The organism is Martinezella rhizogenes (genome assembly GCF_007002745.1).
Lineage (GTDB): Bacteria > Pseudomonadota > Alphaproteobacteria > Rhizobiales > Rhizobiaceae > Agrobacterium > Agrobacterium cucumeris.
Window position 1 is genome coordinate 459,370 of the sequence record NZ_SGNY01000004.1, and the last position, 22,122, is coordinate 481,491.

At 51.5% G+C, this 22,122-nt stretch carries 26 protein-coding genes, 1 tRNA gene and 1 pseudogene; 11 read left to right on the plus strand and 17 right to left on the minus strand.

Annotated elements, in window-relative coordinates; all coding sequences use genetic code 11:
- Window positions 1–139: 139 nt before the first annotated feature.
- Window positions 140–403 (minus strand): hypothetical protein, encoded by a 264-nt coding sequence (locus tag EXN68_RS15360; protein WP_142841694.1) that lies wholly within the window; start codon window positions 401–403, stop codon window positions 140–142.
- 188 nt (window positions 404–591) lie between these two features.
- On the opposite strand from EXN68_RS15360, the gene EXN68_RS15365 reads away from it, so the two are divergent.
- Entirely contained in the window at window positions 592–1,194 is a 603-nt protein-coding gene (locus tag EXN68_RS15365; protein ID WP_142841695.1) for a hypothetical protein, read from the plus strand.
- A 355-nt stretch (window positions 1,195–1,549) separates the two neighbouring features.
- On the opposite strand, the gene EXN68_RS15370 is transcribed toward EXN68_RS15365, so the two are convergent.
- Together EXN68_RS15370 and EXN68_RS15375 are read right to left on the minus strand one after the other, a co-directional pair.
- Entirely contained in the window at window positions 1,550–2,386 is an 837-nt protein-coding gene (locus EXN68_RS15370) for a hypothetical protein (protein WP_142841696.1), read from the minus strand.
- On the minus strand, window positions 2,387–2,818 hold the full coding sequence (locus tag EXN68_RS15375) for a hypothetical protein (protein WP_142841697.1): 432 nt from the start codon (window positions 2,816–2,818) through the stop codon (window positions 2,387–2,389).
- A 178-nt stretch (window positions 2,819–2,996) separates the two neighbouring features.
- Between EXN68_RS15375 and EXN68_RS15380 the strand changes: the two genes are divergently transcribed.
- On the plus strand, window positions 2,997–3,671 hold the full coding sequence (locus tag EXN68_RS15380; RefSeq protein WP_142841698.1) for a hypothetical protein: 675 nt from the start codon (window positions 2,997–2,999) through the stop codon (window positions 3,669–3,671).
- Here EXN68_RS15380 and EXN68_RS15385 read toward each other — a convergent pair.
- The 4 genes from EXN68_RS15385 to EXN68_RS15400 form a co-directional block, all read right to left on the minus strand.
- A complete protein-coding gene (locus tag EXN68_RS15385; protein WP_142841699.1) occupies window positions 3,668–4,243 on the minus strand; it encodes a hypothetical protein in 576 nt (191 codons plus the stop codon). The two genes, EXN68_RS15380 and EXN68_RS15385, sit on opposite strands and share 4 nt — an antisense overlap.
- 37 nt (window positions 4,244–4,280) lie before the next feature.
- The gene (locus EXN68_RS15390) at window positions 4,281–4,832 is read right to left on the minus strand and encodes a hypothetical protein (RefSeq protein ID WP_142841700.1); all 552 of its coding nucleotides are present in this window, start codon (window positions 4,830–4,832) and stop codon (window positions 4,281–4,283) included.
- Window positions 4,833–4,902: 70 nt separating this feature from the next.
- Window positions 4,903–5,490, minus strand: coding sequence for a hypothetical protein (locus EXN68_RS15395; protein ID WP_237681413.1), 588 nt, complete (start codon window positions 5,488–5,490; stop codon window positions 4,903–4,905).
- A 90-nt stretch (window positions 5,491–5,580) separates the two neighbouring features.
- Window positions 5,581–6,033 (minus strand): hypothetical protein, encoded by a 453-nt coding sequence (locus EXN68_RS15400; RefSeq protein ID WP_142841701.1) that lies wholly within the window; start codon window positions 6,031–6,033, stop codon window positions 5,581–5,583.
- A 320-nt stretch (window positions 6,034–6,353) separates the two neighbouring features.
- Here EXN68_RS15400 and EXN68_RS28185 point away from each other — a divergent pair, with 320 nt between their 5' ends.
- Together EXN68_RS28185 and EXN68_RS15410 are read left to right on the plus strand one after the other, a co-directional pair.
- Window positions 6,354–6,596: an AlbA family DNA-binding domain-containing protein gene (locus EXN68_RS28185; RefSeq protein ID WP_142841778.1), complete on the plus strand. Its 243-nt coding sequence runs from the start codon at window positions 6,354–6,356 to the stop codon at window positions 6,594–6,596.
- A 314-nt stretch (window positions 6,597–6,910) separates the two neighbouring features.
- Window positions 6,911–8,182 (plus strand): DNA adenine methylase, encoded by a 1,272-nt coding sequence (locus tag EXN68_RS15410; protein ID WP_205125322.1) that lies wholly within the window; start codon window positions 6,911–6,913, stop codon window positions 8,180–8,182.
- Here EXN68_RS15410 and EXN68_RS15415 read toward each other — a convergent pair.
- From EXN68_RS15415 to EXN68_RS15435, 5 genes are all read right to left on the minus strand, one after another.
- Window positions 8,179–9,315, minus strand: a complete 1,137-nt coding sequence (locus EXN68_RS15415) for a hypothetical protein (RefSeq protein WP_142841702.1) — start codon at window positions 9,313–9,315, stop codon at window positions 8,179–8,181. The two genes, EXN68_RS15410 and EXN68_RS15415, sit on opposite strands and share 4 nt — an antisense overlap.
- A gap of 295 nt (window positions 9,316–9,610) precedes the next feature.
- Window positions 9,611–11,509, minus strand: coding sequence for a DUF7380 domain-containing protein (locus EXN68_RS15420; protein ID WP_142841703.1), 1,899 nt, complete (start codon window positions 11,507–11,509; stop codon window positions 9,611–9,613).
- Between the two features lie 301 nt (window positions 11,510–11,810).
- Entirely contained in the window at window positions 11,811–13,340 is a 1,530-nt protein-coding gene (locus EXN68_RS15425; protein WP_142841704.1) for an LA2681 family HEPN domain-containing protein, read from the minus strand.
- 320 nt (window positions 13,341–13,660) lie between these two features.
- Complete coding sequence (locus EXN68_RS15430; RefSeq protein WP_142841705.1) at window positions 13,661–14,179, minus strand: hypothetical protein; 519 nt, start codon at window positions 14,177–14,179, stop codon at window positions 13,661–13,663.
- A gap of 273 nt (window positions 14,180–14,452) precedes the next feature.
- On the minus strand, window positions 14,453–14,785 hold the full coding sequence (locus EXN68_RS15435) for a helix-turn-helix domain-containing protein (protein ID WP_142841706.1): 333 nt from the start codon (window positions 14,783–14,785) through the stop codon (window positions 14,453–14,455).
- A 137-nt stretch (window positions 14,786–14,922) separates the two neighbouring features.
- Here EXN68_RS15435 and EXN68_RS15440 point away from each other — a divergent pair, with 137 nt between their 5' ends.
- Complete coding sequence (locus EXN68_RS15440) at window positions 14,923–15,675, plus strand: hypothetical protein (RefSeq protein WP_142841707.1); 753 nt, start codon at window positions 14,923–14,925, stop codon at window positions 15,673–15,675.
- 3 nt (window positions 15,676–15,678) lie between these two features.
- Here the strand turns inward: EXN68_RS15440 and EXN68_RS28190 are convergent, their stop codons facing one another.
- Window positions 15,679–16,005 carry an Arc family DNA-binding protein gene (locus tag EXN68_RS28190; protein WP_205125323.1) on the minus strand — a complete coding sequence of 109 codons (327 nt, stop codon included), beginning with the start codon at window positions 16,003–16,005 and terminating at the stop codon, window positions 15,679–15,681.
- Between the two features lie 65 nt (window positions 16,006–16,070).
- Here EXN68_RS28190 and EXN68_RS28195 point away from each other — a divergent pair, with 65 nt between their 5' ends.
- From EXN68_RS28195 to EXN68_RS15460, 3 genes and pseudogenes are all read left to right on the plus strand, one after another.
- Complete coding sequence (locus EXN68_RS28195) at window positions 16,071–16,223, plus strand: Arc family DNA-binding protein (protein WP_142841708.1); 153 nt, start codon at window positions 16,071–16,073, stop codon at window positions 16,221–16,223.
- Window positions 16,223–16,405 (plus strand): annotated as a pseudogene (locus tag EXN68_RS28200) (helix-turn-helix domain-containing protein); the annotation flags it as partial. The gene EXN68_RS28195 and the pseudogene EXN68_RS28200, both read left to right, overlap by 1 nt.
- 23 nt (window positions 16,406–16,428) lie before the next feature.
- Entirely contained in the window at window positions 16,429–17,559 is a 1,131-nt protein-coding gene (locus tag EXN68_RS15460) for a tyrosine-type recombinase/integrase (RefSeq protein ID WP_142841710.1), read from the plus strand.
- 14 nt (window positions 17,560–17,573) lie between these two features.
- Here EXN68_RS15460 and EXN68_RS15465 read toward each other — a convergent pair.
- Both EXN68_RS15465 and cpdR read right to left on the minus strand, forming a co-directional pair.
- A tRNA-Val gene (locus EXN68_RS15465) sits at window positions 17,574–17,648 on the minus strand.
- Window positions 17,649–17,730: 82 nt separating this feature from the next.
- Window positions 17,731–18,093, minus strand: coding sequence for a cell cycle two-component system response regulator CpdR (gene cpdR, locus EXN68_RS15470; RefSeq protein WP_003497910.1), 363 nt, complete (start codon window positions 18,091–18,093; stop codon window positions 17,731–17,733).
- Between the two features lie 182 nt (window positions 18,094–18,275).
- On the opposite strand from cpdR, the gene EXN68_RS15475 reads away from it, so the two are divergent.
- Window positions 18,276–19,160: an N-formylglutamate amidohydrolase gene (locus EXN68_RS15475; RefSeq protein WP_046799046.1), complete on the plus strand. Its 885-nt coding sequence runs from the start codon at window positions 18,276–18,278 to the stop codon at window positions 19,158–19,160.
- Window positions 19,161–19,494: 334 nt separating this feature from the next.
- A complete protein-coding gene (gene hisN / locus EXN68_RS15480; protein WP_142841711.1) occupies window positions 19,495–20,271 on the plus strand; it encodes a histidinol-phosphatase in 777 nt (258 codons plus the stop codon).
- Window positions 20,272–20,290: 19 nt separating this feature from the next.
- Here the strand turns inward: hisN and EXN68_RS15485 are convergent, their stop codons facing one another.
- A complete protein-coding gene (locus EXN68_RS15485) occupies window positions 20,291–21,232 on the minus strand; it encodes an alpha/beta fold hydrolase (RefSeq protein WP_142841712.1) in 942 nt (313 codons plus the stop codon).
- Window positions 21,204–21,377, minus strand: a complete 174-nt coding sequence (locus tag EXN68_RS27675; protein WP_193559526.1) for a hypothetical protein — start codon at window positions 21,375–21,377, stop codon at window positions 21,204–21,206. The genes EXN68_RS15485 and EXN68_RS27675 overlap by 29 nt, the downstream gene beginning before the upstream one ends.
- 222 nt (window positions 21,378–21,599) lie before the next feature.
- Here EXN68_RS27675 and hspL point away from each other — a divergent pair, with 222 nt between their 5' ends.
- A complete protein-coding gene (gene hspL, locus EXN68_RS15495; protein ID WP_046799048.1) occupies window positions 21,600–22,082 on the plus strand; it encodes a heat shock protein HspL in 483 nt (160 codons plus the stop codon).
- The last annotated feature ends 40 nt before the right edge of the window (window positions 22,083–22,122 follow it).

A 22,122-nucleotide genomic window follows, 5' to 3' on the forward strand; every position in this document is an offset into this window, starting at 1 on the left:
TGTACTGCGAGTCATAGGAGTCAAGTAGTGGCGATTCGGGATTCAATCGCCGCTATCTAACATTTAGCTGTCAGGATGGAGCCCGTCTTAATTGCGGTCGGCTTCTGACAAGACGATTACTTCTTCCGTGAGATTTTGCTTACAGAGCAAGTGTTGGATTTATATTTCCTATGGTTTCAGGAGGTGTCCCGGTCACATAGTAGTTTCCTGCGTTTTCGAGTTTCTTTAAAAAGCCACCGTCTCTGTCTGTAAGACCAATTCTTGAAGTCTCAGCGCCTGAAAAATCACAATTCGTAAAGCTGTTATTTTCGATAAAATCCTGCGCTAAGAATTTGATGTGGCAATCGATAAATGCGCATCCCTTAAACGACCAAGCTTCCTTTGCAACGACCGCCGTTTTCACTGTGGCATCTCTTAACTCCAGCAACATCTCCGCTCTGATCTTCTCGTATCTGGAGCCGGCGATGGTACCACCCGTTACTCGTAACCTCGAGCAGCCCAATATAGTTGGTATCGGTTTTTGAGGCTCCGAGCTTAAGTCGATTTTGATAGTTCTATTTGATGTGTGCCCAACTCCGCTCGCAGCTCTTAATGCACGGCGACAAGCCATATACTTGTAAATTCTATTTTTGTCAGCAGGGTCAGCGTGCGAAATTGCTCAAAATCGTTCTGGTCGAAGAAGGATGGTGTGAGCTAGTTCGTGCGTCTAAGGACATCGCATCCGTCCACGTGTGGGCTCATCTGGTCGCCGATGTCGAATTCTTCCAGCAATTTCCGAGAGGAGGTTGGAAGAGCCTTCTCATGCAGCGGTATACAATGGGTCCGTTGAGTGCTGCGTGCTTGATGGAACTCGGCATTCGTAATTATGCCGTCGACGATGTGAAAACGCTCGAAATCCGGCTGTATGGCGAATACTACAACGAAATCCTGAAACTTGACCTTCAGATCGGTCAAATCATCCGAGAAATGATCGACGATTACGATGATGCCGCAGCACTCAGCGTCGCGGACATGAAGGATGACGTCGTCAATCCTATAATAGCTGACCAATACAAAGTGCTGGCGCTGTTGGCTGAGCAGATCGCCAATTCGAAGGTTGATATCGAAACCATCAATGGGAAGATCGCCGCGCTCGATGCCCGGAAGCGTGAGATCGGTGAAGCAATCATGGCCAGTCGATCATCGACAGTGTAAATTGCTCGTCAATCCGTTTGCGTCACCGAAATTTTCAATCGTGCAATTCCGTTGCAATCGAATTTATCATCGGATTTCTTTTCGTGCGATTAACTGTGCGTCAATTCGTGCGTCAACGAAATTTCCAATTAATTTGACAAACACTCGTACATAGCCCATATCTCAATACGCCTTGTGTCATTTTATGCAGAGGGGTTTAACCTATTTATTTAGGTATCCCTCAGCCTGGCGTCTGTGTCGGTGGATTTTGAGCAGCGACAATGTCGTGATCTGATCTTACCGCAGCGGTGAAATGAAGTTCCGCATAGGCCTTAGATTTCGGCGGGGACGTATTCGTACGTCCCCGTTCGCATTTCTACGTCATATAATCGTTCGGAAACATGTTGATATGTTTGCGCTCTTTGATCGGGGTGGCCGTGCCGTGGCAATCATCGAAATTCCCGGCAATTTTTCCAGCTTCATTTGACACGTTGTAGTGCTTGCCGTGATCGTAACGCTTACCGAACCGGAGCCTGGATGTGTAAGCACACGCGTCTCCATGTGGCGGATTCTTCGTTTCAGGTAGCGCGTGGTGCTCTGGACCGTACGAGTAGAAATGATCGTTATCGTCGACGTAATATGACGACTGGTCATTTGTTTTGATCGTTTTCGGTTTTTGTCGGTTTCGCATTTTTCCATAGAACTGATTGATCGACAGGGGCAGCCCCTTCATCGGAACCCCCTGCAGGAAAACCTTCAGCAAATCCTGTAGCTCGTCAGCGTCGAAATTTCTTAGCGGTAGAAGAAACATCTTTCGACGCTTCTCATTGTCAAACTCGCTCGCGAAGTAAGCGAACGTCTTGGATATCGGCGGCAAACACCGATTAAAATAGTTATGGACGCTCATTCCGCCGAGGTTGCGATCAAATTTGACGACGAAGAATATGCGACCAAGTTCCACAACGATATCGCTAAAGGTGTCGTCGAGGAGGATCACCGCTCCACTGACTTCATCAAAGCCGTTAGAAGCGTGCTCGAAAATCATCTTTTTCGCTTCAGCAGAGGACGCCGCCTTTATCGAGTAAACCTCGAATTTGGCAAAAATCTCCGGAAGGCCAACTCTTAGGTCTTTCGGGAATATGTTCGTTCGCTTTACACCGACATATCGGAAGACGTCGTCGGATTGCGTGACAACGATAAATTGAACGGTCATTTATTTTTCTTTGACGAGCTTTGCCAATACGAACGCGGGAATGACGACACCACGAAGGTCTTCATCATCCAGAGTAGCGAGCGCCTGCAGGAAATTCAGGACAACATACTTGTTGGAGCGCCGTCGTTCTTTGCTCTTGGTCTCAGCCACTTCCTGCGCCACTTCGGCGGCTTCAACGACCTGATCGAAGGAATACGACTGAGCCGCTGGTATCAGGCCGATCTTGGCCTTCTTCGACGAATGCTGAACGACCTTAATTCTGTCGCTCAGTCCGCTGGCAAACTGTTTCAACGTGAGTGGAGCAATAATATCGCGATAGCTTCCGAGCTTCGGACCCAGCTCAGCCAATAGATACGGCGATTCTTCATCGGCCCAATATTTTTCGGTCATTTTGACTATCTCATCCGCGAGGGTCTTCTGCGGGTCATCCATGTGGTGTCACTCTCTTCAAATCTGTTCTGCGACCAGGAATTGCATAGGCGCAGCGATTTTTCCAGCGATTTCAGCTTGCCTGGGCAGCTCTATTGCTCTCTGCGATCAAAGCGTTGACTTCACAGCCATTATAAAGCTCACTGCTCTGTAAACAGCAACTTTGTAGTGCAGGATAAATATGGCTGAGTACCGCATAGCGAAAGTGAGATTTTCCGAAGATGGAAATCCCTATCCTGTGAACTGCAAGTTCGGTGTTGAACCGAATGATTTCGTGATTGTCCGGCTGGAAGGCAAATTCACCCCACTGCAGAAGGCTCAGGTTGTCGCAGTGGAAACTTGGCGTGGAGAATGCAAACATAGCATTGTCTGCCGTGCCGACGACATCGATAGATATGGTGCCGGACCAGATGGCGTTTCTGACGAGGCAACTTTGGAACGTTTCCTGGTCGAATTCTTAAAAATGAAGAAATTTAAGGTCGTCTACGAAAAATCTTACAAAGTCATCGAGGATCATCCGCGCTGGAACACGGCGTATGTTTTCGACCGTTACTATGGTTGGAACGAAAACAAGAGAAGCACCGTGCCGATGTTACTGCTCATAGGCAACGAGGGAATAGCTCATCGGGCACCTGATGCTGGAGAATGGATTGAGATGCGAGATGGGGCGATGCTCTTCAGGGAGGACCAGTTTTTTCTCACCCTGAGCCCAGATCGTGGCAATATCTACAAACAGGCAGCTGAGCGGGCTGAAGGTCCTCTGGCCCCTGATTTAAACCCGTACGACAATACAAGAGGCCAGATAAGAGACGCTATCGGTGGCGATGGCTATCTGTCAGATGGAGAGTACGTCTAGGCTTGGTCGTCCCAGTCGGGTGGTTGTTCGACCCAAAGACCTTCACCGACCAAGAAGTCGTGCCATTGCTCTGCCATGCTGTCGAACAGATCGAGGACGTTGATTTTCTCACCACCTGGCTCTTTTTGGATGTATGCGGTTGGGTGGGTGTCAGTGAGCTTCTTGTCTTTCCAGATTAGCTTCACGGTACTCCCGATGGCCATGTCCTTCATCGGACCGCCTAGCTCCGATGTCCTGTGCTTCACGTTATTGGCGATCCGTCGACAATAATCGATTGCGGGCATTTCCTTTTCATTGAGGTGGATAAAAGTCTGGATCGGACCAACTTCGCCCTTCTTGATCTTCTTGCCCTTCTTTAAGCCGGTGAGCCGCAGGTAGGCTTCAGAATCCAGCTCAACCAGCACCCAATCCAAAATATGTGATCCGGTCACGGCTGCGTCGATGGCAGCATATTGGATGGCCGTCGAACTGTTGGCATTACGCAGACGTTCGATGTCGTAGACCAATTTCAGAAATAGGTCTGTCGACGACCTCAAGCCAAAATACTTTTGTTGTCGAGGCGTCCTGGTCATCTTGGCTCATCCTTACGCATGCCGTCATCCGGACTCCTCAGTTCGCAGAGCTGTCGAAGAACGAAACCATGACCATGCCATCCAGACCTGGCCCAGCGTGAACTTGCTGGACGCTGAAGTTCTTAGGTGATGAGAAGCCTAACAACTCCGCGCTGTAGACAGCAATGGTCGTACCACCCTGCTTCTGGTCTGCAATTTTCCGTGTTTTGTAGGTCGTCTCAATGTGCGTCCGGAGATCAGCAACCGCCTTATCATCTGCCTGGGTCACGATAGAGCAGCTTATGCTTGGCATGCCATCGACAATCTTCTTTGCAAACGCGATGGCGAAAGACCGGTCGTCTTTTCCGATCAGCCAACCTGATGTCGCATCGGGATTTACCGATGGCAGCATGTCCGCCTCCATTTTCATGGATTTTGCTCCAAAATGGGCGGCTGTCTGTTTCACGAAAGGCTCAAGTAGCTTTTCATCGAGGCGACTGCCAATGCAGATGTTTTCCAGCAAGCCTTGTGCTGTCGGCACTTCATCTGCGGCATAAGCTGTTGAAACGCTGCTGATGCAGATGGCTGACAAGATTTGTAGAAAACGCATTCGATCCCCCTGATTGCAATTTCCAGTAGCGCAGAAATTGCTGTTTTTCCAGCGGTTTCGAGATCGCGGCCTAAGCTGCGATCTTCACCATCTTCCGAAGCAAAACCCCGATGTTCATACGCTGCTGACCAGGATTGAGGTGATCATACCGCTTCGTGACACCATGCTTTTCAGCGACCTCATAAAGCTTATTGAGGTCGAGTTTACCGTCGGTGCGCACCTGTTCATCGAGCCACTTATTGAACGGCGACTGCGCCGTGTTTTTCAGCCAAGCTTCACGCTGTTCCTTAGTGATCCGCATTTCGGATTTCACGTCATTGCGATATGTGCTGCCGGAGGAGAATAGGCCCGGACGTGTGATCTGGAGGCTCTTGCGATCATGCTGGTAGCCGATGTGCTCCATGATCTGCCTAGCCATGTGGCCGATCATCTGCTTGATCCGGTCGTCAATGACTTCCTCACCGAACTCTTTTACCAGGTATTTGCCCAGGGGTTCGACGGCGACACGCTCCAGCTCGGTTGCGGTCTGCATCCGGACCACGTTGACCGGATGCGTCATGAATTTCAGGATTTCCTGGCCCAGTTCGGTCTCAGCCAGTTCACGGAAATGCTGCGAGTCATATGCAAAGTCGGTCAAATCAAAATCGATATGGTCCACACCATTATCCTTGGTGTGAATTATCATGCCCATGATATATACATCTGCTTTTGGTCGCGCAAGGGGTGGATTCGACAATTTCGACTTGTTTCAGTTTCTGCCAGAATTCGCGTCGTTCTGGCGCTTTTGTTGTTTGATTTGCTCTGAGTTGAGCTTGCCGCGCCATATGGCAGCACAAAATGTCACGATGGCAACTGCGCCAACAAGAAAGGGTGCAAAGGCCTGCGAAATCTTTTGTTTGGTTTCCGCGTTAGGCTGAGTGGCGACTGTGATACCGCTGCAAAGAAAAAATATGAACCCTAGTGCAGCGGCGATCAATGTTAACTGGAACCAACCATTTGCAGACAGATTGAAATCTTCTTCCGTTGTCGCCGCAAATAACCTCGAAATCATGCTACCTTTCCCCCAATTTGCGAAGCTTGGAATAGCAGGCCGACGGTTAAAAGATCGCTGTTTATCGATCGACAAAAGCGAGCCTGTGTTTGTGACAGGTAGGTTGCTATAAAACGCCATACGCTGGTGAACTAAACGCACGGTCGCCAATATTGCGCCTTCGCCTCAGTCAAAGTCTGCCTGCTCCACACACGCCAAAAATTGTTAACTGAATGCGGTAGAACGCGCCATGCCATGCAACTTCCATATGATTAGGGAAAAGGGAGAAACCGCGTGCGCCAACTGTCCACAGCGGAGATAAATCAATCGCCTTAAAATCATGGTCGATAATTTAGACTTAACGTCGGATGTCTTCTCTTTACTACCTCCTGATGGAAAACCTCATGACGATGAGAAGTAACTCTGGGATTACAAAGAAAAAGTTGCTAAAGAGCCAACTGAAGGGTTGAGGGTTTCGTAGGCAGTTTGATATTGAGACATCCGAAATCATAAAGGATGCGGTTGCATTTCATAACGCATTTGGTGGCTATATTGTTTTTGGCGTAGCTGACAAAGGTAAATCTCGGCTTAGAGGTGTAGATAACGATTTCAACTGCGCCGACTTCAATAACAGACTTAACTCAGTTATCGCCGATAATTCTGTTGAATGTGACTTCAAGGTATTTCCTTTAAGCAAGCTTGAAGCACAGCTCACAAGACTCGCCAAATCTTAGACTGAAACCTTGGCGGTTTTCGCTCAGGCGGGTCACGATTTGGCATTTAGAGGGGTGAAATACGGAAGATCTGCGTGAGCGCCTTCAACCCAATGGCGCTCAGAGCAACTGATCGTTCCTCGGCGCCTAGACCATTTAGGTCGTTAGTTTTGAAATCGCGTCAAAAATCCGAGGGGGCACATGATTGCTACCAGAACGCCTGCCGAGAATTGCAGGTGGAAAAATCTTGCAAATACCAAACCATAGCCAAAAGTGTGCTATCACCTTGATAGCTGCTTCGGCGTTTTTTGCCCGCGATCTGGTGGCAAAACCCGATGGAATGGGAAGGAACCTTTATGTCAATGCAAGCCCTTCGCTCTCAAGAAATACCAGTTACGTTTGAAAAGCGGGAATACCCGCTAGTGATCAAGTATATGGGTTCGAAAGCGAAATTGATGGATTTCGTACTTGAAGGGCTTAACATCGCTGCTATTGGAGACACGGTTTGCGACTTGTTTGCGGGCGCATGTAGCTTGTCAGGCGCAATCGGCGATCAAACGAGAATTGTAACCAACGACATCCAGAATTATTCTAGAGTAATAGCTCATGTGTATCTCCACCGTCTATCGGATAAAGCCGCGACTCTAGACATCCATCGAATTTGCGAGGAAGTTGCCGCTTCAGTTAAACACACCCTCAGTACATTGGGTAAGGACTACTCATATCCCACGTCACCGTCGCTAGAAGAGTTCAACGCGATTGAGAACCGCAACAGGGGTCTCATTGAGTTAAGCTTTGATCATAAATACCATCTCTTCCTCAAAAATTACGCAGGAACGTGGTGGTCTGCTGAACAATGCGCTTGGATTGACGCGATTCGTAGTGCGATTGATGGCTTGCTGGAGCGTAGCGAGGTGAATGAAGGTGACCATGCCATACTTTTAACATGCGCGATGCATGCTATGGCATATTGCGGGCAAGGTACGGGTCACTACGCACAATATCGCGACGCTAAAACTCAAAGTTCTATGCGCGACATAAACATCTACCGACAAAAGAGCTTTCGCAGCTATTTTGAGCGCAAATTTCTCGCAATCCGAGACTGGAACCTAAGGTACGTCAGCTCACAGCCAAACCATCGGTTCGAAGCACTCGATTACCGAGATTGCATAGCTGAACTGAGCGAGGCCACGGTTTACGCTGACCCACCTTATGCGTTTGTCCACTACAGTAGATTTTATCACGCGATCGAGACATTTGTGCTCTACGATTACCCTGACCTTCAGCTAAAAGCAGGGCAAGTTGTTAAGGGACGTTACAGAGAAGAACGACATCAATCGCCATTTAGTATTCGTAGCAAGGTTCCTACAGCGTTCGAAGAAATGTTTGATGGAGTTCGCCTCACAGGGTCCAACGTTGTGCTGAGCTATAGCAACACGGCCCTTCTCGATCTCATACAAATCGGCTCTATAGCAGCCGATGTGTTCGGTACTTCTTATTCAGTCGAAGTCCTCACGAAGGATTATCAGCACATGACTATGGGACGACGGGCCGACCGTATGCGCGATGTTGAAGAGGCTCTATTGATAGCTCGACGTCTTTCTTAAATCCTATCGCTTAGAGCCCCGGTCACTGCGTCAATTGTCTCGTGAAAAATCGGGATTTCGAATGTTTCTCGGAGCAAACTGAGATATTGGCGAGCTTCAGAAGTGGATTTATTTGGGGTGACGACAATTAGCTGCGCTGCGCGCTTCGCAGAGGGCCAATAAGCATACTCAAGAAGCTGCGGAAGCGCCTCTCTCACGGCTTTCTTGAGCGAAACAACGGTTTTTATTTCGTAGAATATAAAGTCGTTTCCGTCGCGCCTTACCAAATCAATTGACGTGTCAGAGGCTCCTGTAGGAACTTCAGTCCCAACATTGTCTTCGCCATAGTTCCCGCTGAGATATGCATAGAGCGCGTTTTGTAACGCGTTGTGTAGCAGTCGGGCTTTGGGATGCTTTCCAGAGCCACGACGAACAACGTCATTGGTGCTTCTGTTAACGTGGCCCGCTTTAAAGCTGAAAGCCTTCACGACTTCAGTCTCAGGGTCGACTTTATTGGGGAGCTCATCTTCATCGCGGTTTGCGGCTGGCACGTTAGTAAGCCAAGAACGAAAATCAGCTTCGGAAAGGGCTAGAACTCGATGAAAATTGAGCGATACGCACTCGTCAATAATATCATTAGTTCCAGGCCATTTCGCTGCAATCAGTTTTAGGCGCATTAACTCCACCACGAGTGGAGCCAGATTTGAATCACCAGTAATTGCTGAAAAATCATAGCTAAACTGCTCCTCGTCGGCGGTCTCGGAGTATCCAAGCTCGACGAAGTTATTTTTCAAATTGGTAAATGCTTTTGCAGCAGTTAGCTGCCCACGTTTAATGCTACCCTTGTTACGGCTTTTTACTCCAGCCTGGAACACCGAAATCAATTCAGAATGGCTGAAAACTATCGCAAGCAAAACAAGCGCCTTGATCGATTCAGGCCCATGCTTTTTCGCCTCATTCCAAAGGCCAGGTAATGTTCCATCCGGTAGTGCGGACAAGATTTTAGCCGCTTGAGCACGGTCAATTCGAATGCCGTCGTATGTATCCCATGTGTTTTCGAGAACCGCATCAACGTCAAAATGCTCGATCAGTCGAGCTACTTTGTATGCACCGTGTTTTGTCAGCGAAACAGATAGCTTTTCAATCTCAGTCATGCGGTACCGGCCAAATTGCGTTGCATGGTACTGGACAATATGAGGCGGTCGTAGTCAACAAAGAACCCAGAGTTTTTACAACCCTAGTATGCAGCAAGCCCGACTCAGGTTCCAAAGTTTGGATCTCTCGGAAAGCGCACCCTCTAGGCAATCCGCATCGAAGGAAAAGGGATCTTGAATGTAGTTTGCGACAATTGGGCATCAGAGTAAGCGGTGCTTTTGCGCCAATTGCGGTCTTCCGCTTTGCGCCATTAGCGAACGTTACAGACTTCTGGCCGCACACCGCAATTTGTGGTCAGAAGGACCCAGCTTCGATCGCTGGTGCCACATACTGAGCCCAACTTGGTATGAGCGGGACGCAGACCAGGAAATAAATGAGGCAGCAGGCGTAGTAGATTACCGGGTCCCCGTAGCTCCGATCACCTACTTTTCCGTGAGCAAATTCGTGTCTAAGAGCAGGACCTGGGCGATGATTGAAGATTAGGTCGATGTGCAGCACGATGTCTTCGCCGAAGATCGCGACCAACTCGTTTCGATAAGTCTCTAATAATGTGGAGAGCGACCGATCCTCCTGCGTCAGATCATTCCGCATCGTTGAAGTGTCGGTACTACTGTTGACCAGCACGTGTCGGAGGCAGTGTTCCAGTTGAGGAATGAGGATCGGCCCTGCCGAGAGCGTATCTCCCTGCATCAGACGTGCAAATCCAAGAGCAAACGTTGCAGCGTGATGGGGTGGGACGAATGGGCTTTGCAACACGATCAAGCGAAAGTGCCGCTCGGATAATGGGAATTCTCCTGCGAGGAACCGTCGGGCGGGTTCGAGCTCGCCTTTCACAGCAATCTCTATCGAGATCTGCAGATGCTGGATCATCTTGCTTTTGATCCAAGCCTCGCTTGGCGGCGATCCGTCGAGTGGTGCTCCCTCGATCTCAGCGATGATTTTCCCCTCGCTGTCTAGGTGGGTGGCCGCGAACATGTCTACGAAGCTGCCCTCCTTTTCAGTAGCTTTCTTTCTCATCTCCGTCGCGCTGGCAGGACGAATTAACAACGCGAACTGCTTGAGCCCTTCTGGTAGAGATAGTTTTTCGAAAACCTCAATTGTGCCACTGACGACATCGGACAAATCAATCGGCATCTCGAACGAACCCATCTCTTCGAGTGATTTCTCCTGTAGGTTCCGCATTTCTTTGCGAAGCTCTTCGCGCCGCTCTTGAGTCCCTGGTATCTCCCGCAACTCCCCAATTGCTTGTCGATACCAGTGCGCGGAACCGGACGACGAGCCTATCTGTGCCGCCATCTTGAGCGTCTGCTCTACGGCAGCAAGTTGACAGCGTCGCCGATCTTCAGGCCGATTGGCTTGCTTATGAGCAAACGCTGCAAGGTCCCATAACTCCTTGATAGCTTCCGGATAGGAATCGGGTTTATGCTCGGCTGCAGTTGCTGCCGCCTCTATATCGGCAGCGAGCTGGTCCAGCGTTATCAGAGAATGTCGTAAAAGCAGCGTTGCAATCCGATTCAACGGCACGACGTCGACGTGGAAAAGAGCGCGGCTGTAGAGCGAGTTGAGCAGCGCCGCGACACGATCGTGCATCGGTGCAGTCCGCTTGTTCGACCTCACGTGTATCTGAGACGCTCGCTCTATAAGATCGACCTCTTCTAGGGAAACCCCGTTATTAGTCTCGAAGCGGTGTTCGTAGGTTCCGTTCATGAGGCTTTCCACGCACTCACAGTACGCGTCCACCGCAATCGTGGCGGCCTTGCCTTTCTTGCGGTCGTTTGTCCAAACCACATCAGCCAGCCGAGCCCGGAGTGCTGGGTGTTCAACCTCATCCACAATCTCAAAGAAATAGTCGGTCTGCTCACCAAGCCAGTCCTCGGGTATGGCCGTGCGCCGATTCCCGATCGACATTTTCGCGCCGAAAGCACCCGCCTTATCATGCAAACGAAAGTGCAGACTGCAAACAGACGCGAGCAGACGGTAAACGCTGAATGCGGGCTCATTGTCATGGTTGAGTCGCATTGCCTTCATGAACTCATTCTCAAGGCGGCTACCGTAGGCAGACTTTAGGTCGCGCACGATCGCGTTGTAGTCAATGCTCCGGAGGTCCGCTGGCGTGACAGTGGCTTGTGGCGACCGCGAAGCCTCTTTTGTTTCGTCCGACGTTACCGGCTCTTCATCTGCATCGTCCATCATTTTTCCTCCACGTTGCTTTGCGTGCTAGTTCTTTGTCTGTCGCGTATCTTAGAAAATTATGCCGAACCTGGTGTTGCTTAGCCATGTCCGCTTCGGGCGAATGGCCGACATGGGCGGTCGGAGCAAGCGGACGCGATGCGTAGCGGGTATCAAGAATGCAGTTTCTTCAATGATTCGCTGAGGATTGGCACCTCATGCTTCACGGTAAAGCGCGAGCGGGTCGAGGGACACAATCCTTGAGAGTGATCGACGCCCTGCTTGGGAACGATGGCACGATAGCCGCTTGGCACTTCACCTGCGTCTATACTTTCCACTTATCATCCCATGTGTCGAAAATCATCGGCATCGAAATTGCGTTTTCGCTTTCATTCTTCCTGAGGCTCTCTTCTCGATGAACAGCCAAGCAAAGGTAGATTATCGCGGCGCGTGCGAGTCCCATTAGCCTCAGCGCCTTTGCCTCAAAATCTTGCCTTCCGATGTGAAGTCCGACCTGTTCGGTTTCTGCATCGTCTAAATCAAGAACGGTCGCGCCCCATTGCTCATGAATCTGGCAGTATTTGTGTTCGAGATAATTGCGCAGATGCGCCAGTGCTTCCGCGTCCGGTTCCGTGGCTTCCTGAAACTCACGATCATAAAGGTCTTTGGATAGCCAGAATAAGCCTCGAAGCGGCCAATTCTCCCGATCCAGGAAGAACGGACGGAGCGGTTTTGGATTTCCTTTCTCCTCATACCAGATCGAGCGGAAGAAGACCTTATTCTCGGAAATGCCAAGTTCGAGGTAGTGGTTTAAGAAGAAAGCAATCTTATCGAACAAGGCATACGTCATTCGAAAGGCCTGTCGCGCCTTTTCGACGTTCACCCCATAGCTCGGATAGTCGAGCGTGTTTGCAAGCTTCACGCCCTTGTCGGCGAAGTGCGCTGTATTGGCTGTCATAGCCTCAAAAAGGAATAACCTTGCCGTAGTGAATTCCTGCTTAAGCTGATTGAAAAGCCCGAAGACAGCCGGTGGCAGCGCTCCCCCCTTGGCGATCGGAAGTCTGATGGACGGCAGAACCAAGTTGTCTGTTGCGGCAATCGAATATGTGCCAAGGTCATTCATGGGATTGAGAAACAGCCGCTTCTCCAGGCACCAACGACGGTAGACCATCTCTGCCCTTGAGCGGCCTAGACTGTGTTCCTCCGCCAAATTCGCGTTGGCGGATGCCACGTTGAGCCACTTTGAAATATTCTTCGCTCGCTCAGCAAAATGAGGAACAAGCTCCGCGTTCTCCGAACTTTCGTGCACAGCATCCGGAGCTGTTCCTGCCACAAAGTTATCGTAAGCTTGCGCAGCGATGAGTTGAGAGTGTCCGGGATCGCTGACCGAGTCTGCATAGCTCAGAAGTCCCGAACCTTTGTTAAAGAGCGCCATGGCAAAACGTCCCTCAATCGCGAGCGCTTTGTTCCAATAGTGCAGGGCTTCAACAGGGCGACCGACTGAATTGAGCTTACTACCGAGATTAGTCAAAATTTGGCAGCGCCGGATCGGGCCGAGTTTTTCAAACCCCTTATGCCTAGCAGCCTTGCGTAATTCGAGCAGTTCGCTCTGGAGGTGCTCACTTTCCCATTGCCAGGACCGCTCTAGCCCGGCTTCGTGCTGTCGGTTGTTGAATGCGTTGGCTCGAAAGTAATGCAAGAGGACCGCGTCGTCATCGCGGATAATCTTGCGTGCGGCGAGCTTGTCGAGAGCCGCGAACGCCCGGTCAGTGAGTTGTGGATCGCTCCGGTCAAATCCGTCGTCGATGTACTGACCCGCCTTATCGAGTGATTTCTGGAATGTGGATTTGGCCAATAGGTCTCGCCGATATGGAGTGGGTTTGCGTTGACCAATTTTAAGGCCAACGCTGTGCGAGCGGCAATAACTTCACTCCAAATTTCAGTGCGAAGCTGCACAGACCCGATCGAAGCATGCGCTTAGGGTCGGCGAGAGAAAGATAAGTCAGCATTTCGTACACTATCGGGTACCAGCGAGAAACACTCGGACGGCCGAGATGTAGGCGCGAAGGCGACTTAACGAAGTTGCCGGAGCGGTGTCTTCTTTCGGAAAATGCGATCAGGCGGCCAGCGGCCAACATGAGCGCGCGTTTTGCCGCTGCTAGTTTTTCTTATAGATCACGTATGGTCGCGGAAATTCAGTATCGATGCGCGGACGTATTGCGGAATATTTAGGTATGCAGACCAAGCTGATTTTCCCAGATGACCTCGCAGCTTGACTTCACTGCTCAATGGATTTTCGGCGGGGTTGCCGCAATCTGGGACAATGTGGACGGCGTGGATGATTTTGTTACAGGCTTGCTCGAAGGTAAGCGGCACCTCCCGGTTGCTGCTTAAGATGTCCGGTTGGAGCGATCCACAATGCAAAGTAATTGGCTGGTGCCTCAGCTCTGCTGGATCAGCGCGTAAAAGGCTCATGTGTTCTGCATGAATGCGATTAGCGACCGCGGTGCCAACCAGCAAATGGATAATCTCGTCTGCGAAGTGATCGTCGCGCATCAGCCTAAGAGGATCGTCCGGTGCAGGTGCAAGGTCAAAAAGCTGCCCATCGCCGCTAAATACTAAAAACAAACGATATATGTCACGGATTGCAATCGCAGAATTTAGTTCGAAGTTATTGCGCCCATAAGCAGTCAAGATTTATTACCTTTACCGTTGCTTAAGCCGCGACCGGCCAACCTGTTTGGTTTCTACGTCCGGTTTTAGCCTCTTCTAGCAGATGAGGGAACATCTGAGATGAAGACACAAAACCGCCGTTGGACGAGTTCATCCCTAATGACCAGTTTGGGCCGACAGCAGACTTTAGCCGTTTGGTAATCCTGCAAAATTCTACGGCAAAAGCTCATCATTGCGTGCGCGCGGGACATCGGACGAGGCTCTCTTCCCCACTAGCGGCTAAACAGATAGTGGCTACCGGGGGCGGGGCTTCAACGCGGCGTCAACGATTGCTGATAGCCAAATCAGATCGCCCTCTGAGAGCGCCGCCAGCTTGTTTACAACAGTGTTAAGCTGCGGATTAAAGCGAGGATCGGTCTCATCAATCCGAAACAAACTTGCAGCATCCACGGCAAAAAACCTCATGAACCTCTCGATTGTTGCGAAACTCGCCCCAATTGCTCCGCTTTCAATTTTCGCTACCGTATCGATAGACATGCCCGTCTGATCGGCCAGCTGTTGCTGCGTTAACTTTAGCCTGTGCCTATGCGCCTTAACGCATGACCCAAATGTTGAACGAAGGTCCATGATTACGTCTCCAAGAGGAGATGTAAAACGGGAGAAACGCTAGGCGTTATGGATTAAAAATACGTATTTGCAATTAATTGCATTTCAAAGGAAGCATGCTATCGTCAATTTGAGATGATATGCTGCTGGGGACAAGAATGGCTGAAAAAAAGCCGGAACCACTTACTGTTGGCGGAACCACCACCTCAAAAAACAACGAGGATCGCGGCGTTCGCTTTTCTGAGAAGGTACGGGATCAACTCAAATCAATAGAAAACGGCAAAGCTGACGTTTCCAGAGTGACACGGACGACGACAAATTCTCCGGCGGCATGGCTGGTCCTGATCGCGGTATCACTGATAGTACTGTTCACTGTTTCGACAGTCCGGTCGTCTTTGCGCTCACCTAACCACCATGCTCCGGCGCCAGTAAACGCAGATGCTCTGCGTTCACGTTCCGACATTATGGTTCCAGCGTTTCGCTACATCGTGGAGCAGGACTCTTTCACGGGATTAAATGTAGATTTTGCTCGCGTTGAAAACGACCAAGGGCAGTCTCTATACATAGGGAAACCAGACAAGAGACGACAAGATTTTAAGGAAAATACAGCGTTTGTAATTCATCCGGGGAGCTATATCTGCACGATTGGCGGAGATTGGCTTGTCATCGATTTCATCTCGCTAAGAGACGGTCTCGTTTCCCAACCGATGCAAATGCGTTGGGACGTTTCTAGAGACAAGCGACGACTGAAAATCGAACCAGGCACTCGATCCGACAAATTCCTGAACTCCATCGTCGGCGCAGATGAAATTAGATTAAGATATGAAGACGACTGCGGACATGTCGAAACACTGATTTTCGACACCGATGGGCTTGAAGGTGCCCTTTCCAAATTACGGGCTGGTTCGTAGGAACTAGCTACGCTCGCCGCGCTCCAACTTGTTTAGTCTAAAAATAACTTCTTTAAGCCGTCGCTCTAGATCCGTTCCACGAGCCTCCTCGGCACGAAGTCCGGCGCGCAAATTTTCGAGCTCAATCTCCGTCTTATCGCGCCTTAGAGCGCGTCTCGATTGCCCTTCTCCAAAGTCAACGTTGGGAAAGGACGCCTCCAGGCGAGAAATTATCTCAGAGTTTAGCGAACGGTTCGACTCCGTAGCACTTTTCTCGATTTGCTCTTTTAGTGCCTGCGATAGGCGAATTTTCATCTGCGTATAGCTAATCATCGCATCGGTATGGATCATAATGGTCTAGACCACAAGCTGGAATCTATGTACACCGTAACGGTCCTGAACCATAAAGGTGTAATATGAAGTTACTTTCTGCTTTCAACATTCGACTCCCTCTCGAACTCAAAGCTTGGCTTTCCGATCAAGCTGGCAAAAACGGGCGAAGCCTAAACGCCGAGATCATCCAAATTGTAAAAACTGCAAAGAGCGCTAGCGCGGAGGATGAAGCTTAATGCTGAAATTTCCTCGATCCCGCGCGTCTACGGAACCTGGTTCAGCTCATCTCCTCACCGAGACGCAGGCAGCCGAACGCATACACAAATCCATCCACACACTCCGTAGGATTCGAAAACGGGGTGAAATCGGCTGCTACCAGATAGGTCGCTCCGCCTACTACACCCACCAGCATATTGATGAATTTTTGAAAGGCTTAGAACTATGCAAAACGAACGGTACCAACTCGGCGAATATTGGCTCTCACAGCACAACAGCACCGTCTACAAAGCCACTTGGTACGACGCGGGCACTGGACAAACACGCCGCGCATCTCTTGGCACAAAAGACTTTCATGAAGCAAAAAAGCTCCTCGCAGAATACGCCCTGAAGCAGACAATACCTAAGGATCAAAGGGCCGCGGACATGCCACTAGGCCTCGTTTTCTACCGGTATTGGGAACACCATGCGAAGAACATTGCATCGGCAGACCAAGCAAAATACGCTTTATCGCTCTGGACCGAATTCTGGGGAGCCTCAACGGTTGTTGACCTCACGCCGCCAAAACAGAAAGAGTTCATTCTCTGGCTAAAGGCAAAAGGCTACAAGAATAGCTACGTATCTCGGACAATGTCCGTCGGACGGTCCGCTGTTCGCTTCTCATGGAAGAACGGCGAAATTAGCTCGGTGCCCTTTATCTACGACGAGCCAGACAGGTCTGACGAGAAAGAACCCTATCTAGTCAAGCTCGCGGAGATGAGACGGCTACTAACTAAGGCGCAGGAGCGCCCTCATATGTTCATCTATTGCATGATAGCACTGAACATCATGGCTCGACCGGAAGCCGCCCTCCAGCTTTCTCCGTCGCAGGTAGACCTTTCTGACCGGTGGATCAACCTCAACCCAAAGGGCAGAAAACAGACGAAAAAATACCGTCCAATCGTCCCTATCACGAATACCCTACTACCCTTCCTCCAGCAGACAGATATCCCCGCATTCGTGCTTTGGAACAGCAAACCTATAGCAAGCGTAAAAAAGACCTTTGCCTCCACCGTATTTGACGCAGGTCTGTCAAAAGAAATTACGCCGTATAGCCTGCGCCACACGATGGCTACTGAACTACGCCGTCGTGGCGTGTCGGCTTGGGAAATTGAGGGGCTTCTTGGGCACCGTAGACCAAGCACGACGGAGAAGTATGCGCACTACGCGCCGGATTACTTGAGCGCAGGACGAATAGCCATAGACGCTTATTTCGAGACGCTCGGCTTGACCTACACTGTACCAAGGCTAGTTCACGTGTCAGAAGCGTGTCAGTCTCTAAAAATGAAAAATCCCCAGAAGGGGATTTCTCAATGATATCAAAATTCGGATGGTGGGCGTGACAGGGATTGAACCTGTGACCCCTACGATGTCAACGTAGTGCTCTCCCGCTGAGCTACACGCCCTCCGTTGGCGGCGGATAGACCACAAAACCGGTTCATGCGTCAACTGCTTTTTTTCGGTTTTGTGAAGGTTTTTTAAGAGGCCTTACGCCACAAGGAGTTTGTTGACCTCATCCACCAGATCGCGCAGGTGGAACGGCTTGGAAAGCACCTTGGCGTCCTTCGGGGCCTTCGAATCGGCATTCAGTGCAACCGCGGCAAAGCCGGTGATGAACATGACTTTCAGGTCCGGGTCGAGTTCGGTCGCGCGTCGCGCGAGTTCTATGCCATCCATTTCAGGCATGACGATATCGGTCAGCAGTAGCGAAAAAGGCTCTTCGCGAAGCCGGTCGTAAGCGCTTGCGCCATTGTCGAAGGAAGAAACCTTGTAACCGGCTTTTTCCAGCGCCTTGACGAGGAAGCGGCGCATATCGTTGTCGTCTTCAGCAAGAAGAATTTTTTGATTCATGGTTAAGTGACCGTAACTGCTCAATGTTTGGAATACCCTAGCCCGATTATAGGATTTTCACGGTAAATATCCTGTGAACACGTGAATCGGTATAGCGCTGCTTTGGCGATAGTATGGACTTGCTGCACGGTAACTGGCAACATGAACATCCTGATAGTTTGTGACATGGTAAATGGGTCTGAATGGACTGGGTAACGGGCGAATATGAGTTGTTTGAAGTAACGGAGCCTGCCGTTCAAACCCTGCCATTCGTCTATAATTCACCCCATAGCGGCCGCTGTTATCCCATTTCCTTCCTCGAATCGGCGCGGCTGGATTCGCATGAGATTCGCCGCTCGGAAGATCATTTCGTCGATGAGCTTTTCGCCGCCGCCCCCGAGATCGGCGCGCCGCTTCTGAAAGCGAATTTTCCCCGCGCCTATCTCGACGTCAATCGCGAGCCCTACGAGCTAGATCCGCGCATGTTCGAAGGCACCCTGCCGCCTTATGCCAATATCGGCTCCATGCGGGTTGCTGGCGGCTTGGGCACGGTGCCGCGCATCGTCGCCGAAAATATGGATATTTATGCTCACCGCTTGCCGGTCGATGAGGCACTCTCGCGGATCGAGACGATCTATAAACCCTACCACGCCTGCCTGCGCCGGCTGCTTTCACGCACCCATGCCAATTTCGGCATGGCGGTGCTGATTGATTGCCATTCCATGCCCGGCAATATCCGCGTCGCCGGCTCGAACCTCCGGCCGGATGTGATCATCGGCGATCGATACGGCACCAGCGCATCCCAGGAAGTCTCCCGCGCCGCCCTGCATTTCCTGGAGGAGCTGGGCTTCATCGCGGTCTGCAACAAGCCTTATGCCGGCGGCTTCATCACCGAACATTACGGCCGGCCCATTCGCTCCCTCCACGCGCTGCAGATCGAGGTCAACCGGTCGCTTTACGTCGATGAAAAGACGCTTTCGAAGAAAGCCGATTTTCCGGCCATTCAGGCATCGCTGGAAATCTTCATGCGTCAGCTCGGCGCTTTCGTTTCGGAATACGCGATCGAGACCTCGCTCGCCGCCGAATAACGCGCCAAATTCCCGATATTTCAAATCTTTAGACGAGACCGTCTGGCGGCATGCCGGGCAAAAAAAACCGCGCTTTTGGCGCGGTCAAGTCTAGGGAGGAAACACCCAAGGAGGGTATTTACAGTCAAAGACTGCAGGGTCACGCTACGCAGTGCGTGCACAATTGTCAATCATTTTATTTTATGCCTATTTTTTAGACTTATGCCGAAAATATGGAAACACCGGCTCCCGCATCCATACGAGTGGACGGCGGATGTGATTCCGGTCTATGCATTTCGCCACGCAATTCAGGCCACATCATTCAGGCTCCACCATCCAGGCAATGAGGTTTCGCATGCTGCCCGACCGGAATTTCTTCTTCAAACTTGCCGATGCAGCCAGTGCTGAAACGCTTCCCCGCTTTCGCACGGGCATTGCCGTCACCAACAAGCAGGATGGCGGCTATGATCCGGTGACGGAAGGCGATCAGGCAGCAGAAACCGCCATTCGTGCGCTCATCGAAGAGCATTTTCCGCAGCACGGCATTCTTGGCGAAGAACACGGTAATGTCGGTCTCGACCGCGACCATATCTGGGTCATCGACCCGATCGACGGTACCCGCGCCTTCATTTCCGGCGTGCCGGTCTGGGGCACGCTGATTGGTTTCCAGTCAGCCGGCCGCGCCACGATGGGCATCATGGACCAGCCCTTCACGAAAGAGCGTTATTTCGCAGATGGTGAAAGTGCCTGGTATTTCGGACCCGATGGCGAAAAGAAAATCCGCACGCGTGATTGCGCGTCTCTGTCCGATGCGGTGCTGTTCACCACCACCCCGCATATCTTCACCGCAGAAGAAAAGCCGCTTTATGAAAAGGTAGAGAAACAGGTCCGCCTTTTCCGCTACGGTGTGGATTGTTACGCCTATTGCCTGCTGGCCGCCGGCCATGTTGATCTGGTGATCGAATCCGGTCTGAAGCCCTATGATGTCGGCGCATTGATCCCGGTGATCGAACAGGCTGGCGGTATCATGACCACCTGGGATGGCGGGCGCCCGGAAAATGGCGGGCGCATTCTGGCAGCCGGATCCAGGGCCGTGCACGAAGAGGCCCTGGCCATTCTCTCGAAACTCTAGGAGCCTGGCTGAGCGGCGATCACTCCGGCGCGAAAAACGCGCCGATGGCCGCGAGCGCCTGTTTGCGGAAAACATCGCGCTCATGCAGCAGCTCATGGCGCGCACCGGTGACGGGAAGCAGCTGTGCCGCCCGGAAATTGCGCGACAGTTCTTCCTGCGCCTTATAGGGCGTAATCGTATCCAGCATCGGCGCCAGAATGAGGGTCGGAATGGTGATGTTCGTCAGATGATCCTGACGGGTCACCCGCGCCATGGCCTTCAAGGCTTCATAGACCCAGCGCGCCGTTGGCGCACCGATGAACAGTTCCGGAAATTGCCGGTGCAGCGATAGATTTCGCGCAAAACGCTTCGCATCCGAGGTCAGCGGGTTGCCATCGAAATCCCGCTCACGTTGATCCTTGCCGAGCTGAATTCTTCCGAGGCCAATCAGACTTAAGACCGTCGAGACAAGCCGGATGACGGGCGAAGGAACGGATTGCTGGCTGTCCAGCTCGATGAATGGCGAGCAAAGCGCCAGTCGGTCTATCCGGTTGGACAGGTCGGGTGCCGCCGCAAGTGCTGCAAGCGCACCGGTGGAATGCGCGATCATGAAGAATGGCAGCCGTGTATCCGGCAACACCACCTGCTCGAGAAACAGGCTGATATCGCGCTGATAGTCGGAAAACCGCCGAACATGCCCGGCGCCCGGCCTCTTCAGCAGCCGTTCAGAACCGCCCTGCCCGCGCGTGTCGAAGGTCGCGACCCAGAAGCCCATGGCCGTCAGATCGGCAATCGTTTCGAAATATTTCTCGATACACTCGTTGCGGCCGTGCAGAAGAACCACCGTTCCGCGGGCAATATGGCGGCTGGCGCGAAAGATCGCATATCGAAGCTGCTTGCCGCCATGGCCGGCAAAATATCCGACGGTATGGTTGCCGGGAACCAGGTTATCTTCACTGACGCGCAATGTGGCTTCGATCATCGGTCTTTTCCGGCTTTTCAACTCTTTTCGGATAGGTCGGCGGCGACAGAAGGTCAAAGAAAAAATTGCCGGAACCGTCGGTTAAAGCAGTCGCGGTTCCGGCCAGTAAGACAGAAGAAGAAGGGACGTTATTGCTTCTGTCCACGGAGAATGTCTCCGATGACCGCAGTTTTATGGCGCTCAAACTGAACGATGCCGGAACCGGATGTTCAGCCATGGTTCATGTTGTGACCACCCCTTGACGCAGGCTCCAGCCATTCCCATCTCCTTCATGCGGTCGCCAGAACGGGACCGCGCCCTATGTCCGGCCGTTGCCAGAACGGGACGCCGGATTTAACCGCAAACAGTCGCTTCTTAGGAGGACACCATGCGTCACGTCGATTTTTCCCCCCTTTATCGCTCCACCGTTGGCTTCGACCGTCTTTTCTCGATGCTTGACGGCCTCGGCCAACCCGAGCAGGCCCAGTCCTATCCGCCCTACAATATCGAGCGGACGGGTGAAAACACCTATCGTATCACCATGGCTGTTGCCGGTTTCGATGAGACCGAACTCAGCATTGAATCCCGCGCCAATGCGCTGACGGTGAAGGCTGAGAAGTCCGGGGACGAGAAGTCATCCGAAGGCGAATTCCTGTATCGCGGCATCGCCACGCGCGCTTTCGAACGCCGCTTCCAGCTTGCCGACCACGTCGAAGTCCAGACCGCTTCCTTAAAGAACGGCCTGCTCCACATTGATCTCGTCCGCAATATTCCGGAAGCCATGAAGCCGCGCCGCATCGCGATCTCGTCCGACAGCGCCGATGCGCCGAAGACGATCGAAGCCCAGATCACGCCGGCTCAGGTCAACTAAACTATCCTGAAATGCAATCGGAACGGCCCCTTCCCGGGGC

What these genes read in the sequence shown, in the direction of transcription:
- EXN68_RS15365 (WP_142841695.1), top strand. Translation starts at nt 592, where the DNA reads ATGCACGGCGACAAGCCATATACTTGTAAATTCTATTTTTGTCAGCAG.
- EXN68_RS15370 (WP_142841696.1), bottom strand. Translation starts at nt 2,386, where the DNA reads ATGACCGTTCAATTTATCGTTGTCACGCAATCCGACGACGTCTTCCGA.
- EXN68_RS15375 (WP_142841697.1), bottom strand. Translation starts at nt 2,818, where the DNA reads ATGGATGACCCGCAGAAGACCCTCGCGGATGAGATAGTCAAAATGACC.
- EXN68_RS15380 (WP_142841698.1), top strand. Translation starts at nt 2,997, where the DNA reads ATGGCTGAGTACCGCATAGCGAAAGTGAGATTTTCCGAAGATGGAAAT.
- EXN68_RS15385 (WP_142841699.1), bottom strand. Translation starts at nt 4,243, where the DNA reads ATGACCAGGACGCCTCGACAACAAAAGTATTTTGGCTTGAGGTCGTCG.
- EXN68_RS15390 (WP_142841700.1), bottom strand. Translation starts at nt 4,832, where the DNA reads ATGCGTTTTCTACAAATCTTGTCAGCCATCTGCATCAGCAGCGTTTCA.
- EXN68_RS15410 (WP_205125322.1), top strand. Translation starts at nt 6,911, where the DNA reads ATGGAATGGGAAGGAACCTTTATGTCAATGCAAGCCCTTCGCTCTCAA.
- EXN68_RS15415 (WP_142841702.1), bottom strand. Translation starts at nt 9,315, where the DNA reads ATGACTGAGATTGAAAAGCTATCTGTTTCGCTGACAAAACACGGTGCA.
- EXN68_RS15420 (WP_142841703.1), bottom strand. Translation starts at nt 11,509, where the DNA reads ATGATGGACGATGCAGATGAAGAGCCGGTAACGTCGGACGAAACAAAA.
- EXN68_RS15435 (WP_142841706.1), bottom strand. Translation starts at nt 14,785, where the DNA reads ATGGACCTTCGTTCAACATTTGGGTCATGCGTTAAGGCGCATAGGCAC.
- EXN68_RS15440 (WP_142841707.1), top strand. Translation starts at nt 14,923, where the DNA reads ATGGCTGAAAAAAAGCCGGAACCACTTACTGTTGGCGGAACCACCACC.
- EXN68_RS28190 (WP_205125323.1), bottom strand. Translation starts at nt 16,005, where the DNA reads ATGATCCATACCGATGCGATGATTAGCTATACGCAGATGAAAATTCGC.
- EXN68_RS28195 (WP_142841708.1), top strand. Translation starts at nt 16,071, where the DNA reads ATGAAGTTACTTTCTGCTTTCAACATTCGACTCCCTCTCGAACTCAAA.
- EXN68_RS15460 (WP_142841710.1), top strand. Translation starts at nt 16,429, where the DNA reads ATGCAAAACGAACGGTACCAACTCGGCGAATATTGGCTCTCACAGCAC.
- cpdR (WP_003497910.1), bottom strand. Translation starts at nt 18,093, where the DNA reads ATGAATCAAAAAATTCTTCTTGCTGAAGACGACAACGATATGCGCCGC.
- EXN68_RS15475 (WP_046799046.1), top strand. Translation starts at nt 18,276, where the DNA reads ATGGACTGGGTAACGGGCGAATATGAGTTGTTTGAAGTAACGGAGCCT.
- hisN (WP_142841711.1), top strand. Translation starts at nt 19,495, where the DNA reads ATGCTGCCCGACCGGAATTTCTTCTTCAAACTTGCCGATGCAGCCAGT.
- EXN68_RS15485 (WP_142841712.1), bottom strand. Translation starts at nt 21,232, where the DNA reads ATGATCGAAGCCACATTGCGCGTCAGTGAAGATAACCTGGTTCCCGGC.
- hspL (WP_046799048.1), top strand. Translation starts at nt 21,600, where the DNA reads ATGCGTCACGTCGATTTTTCCCCCCTTTATCGCTCCACCGTTGGCTTC.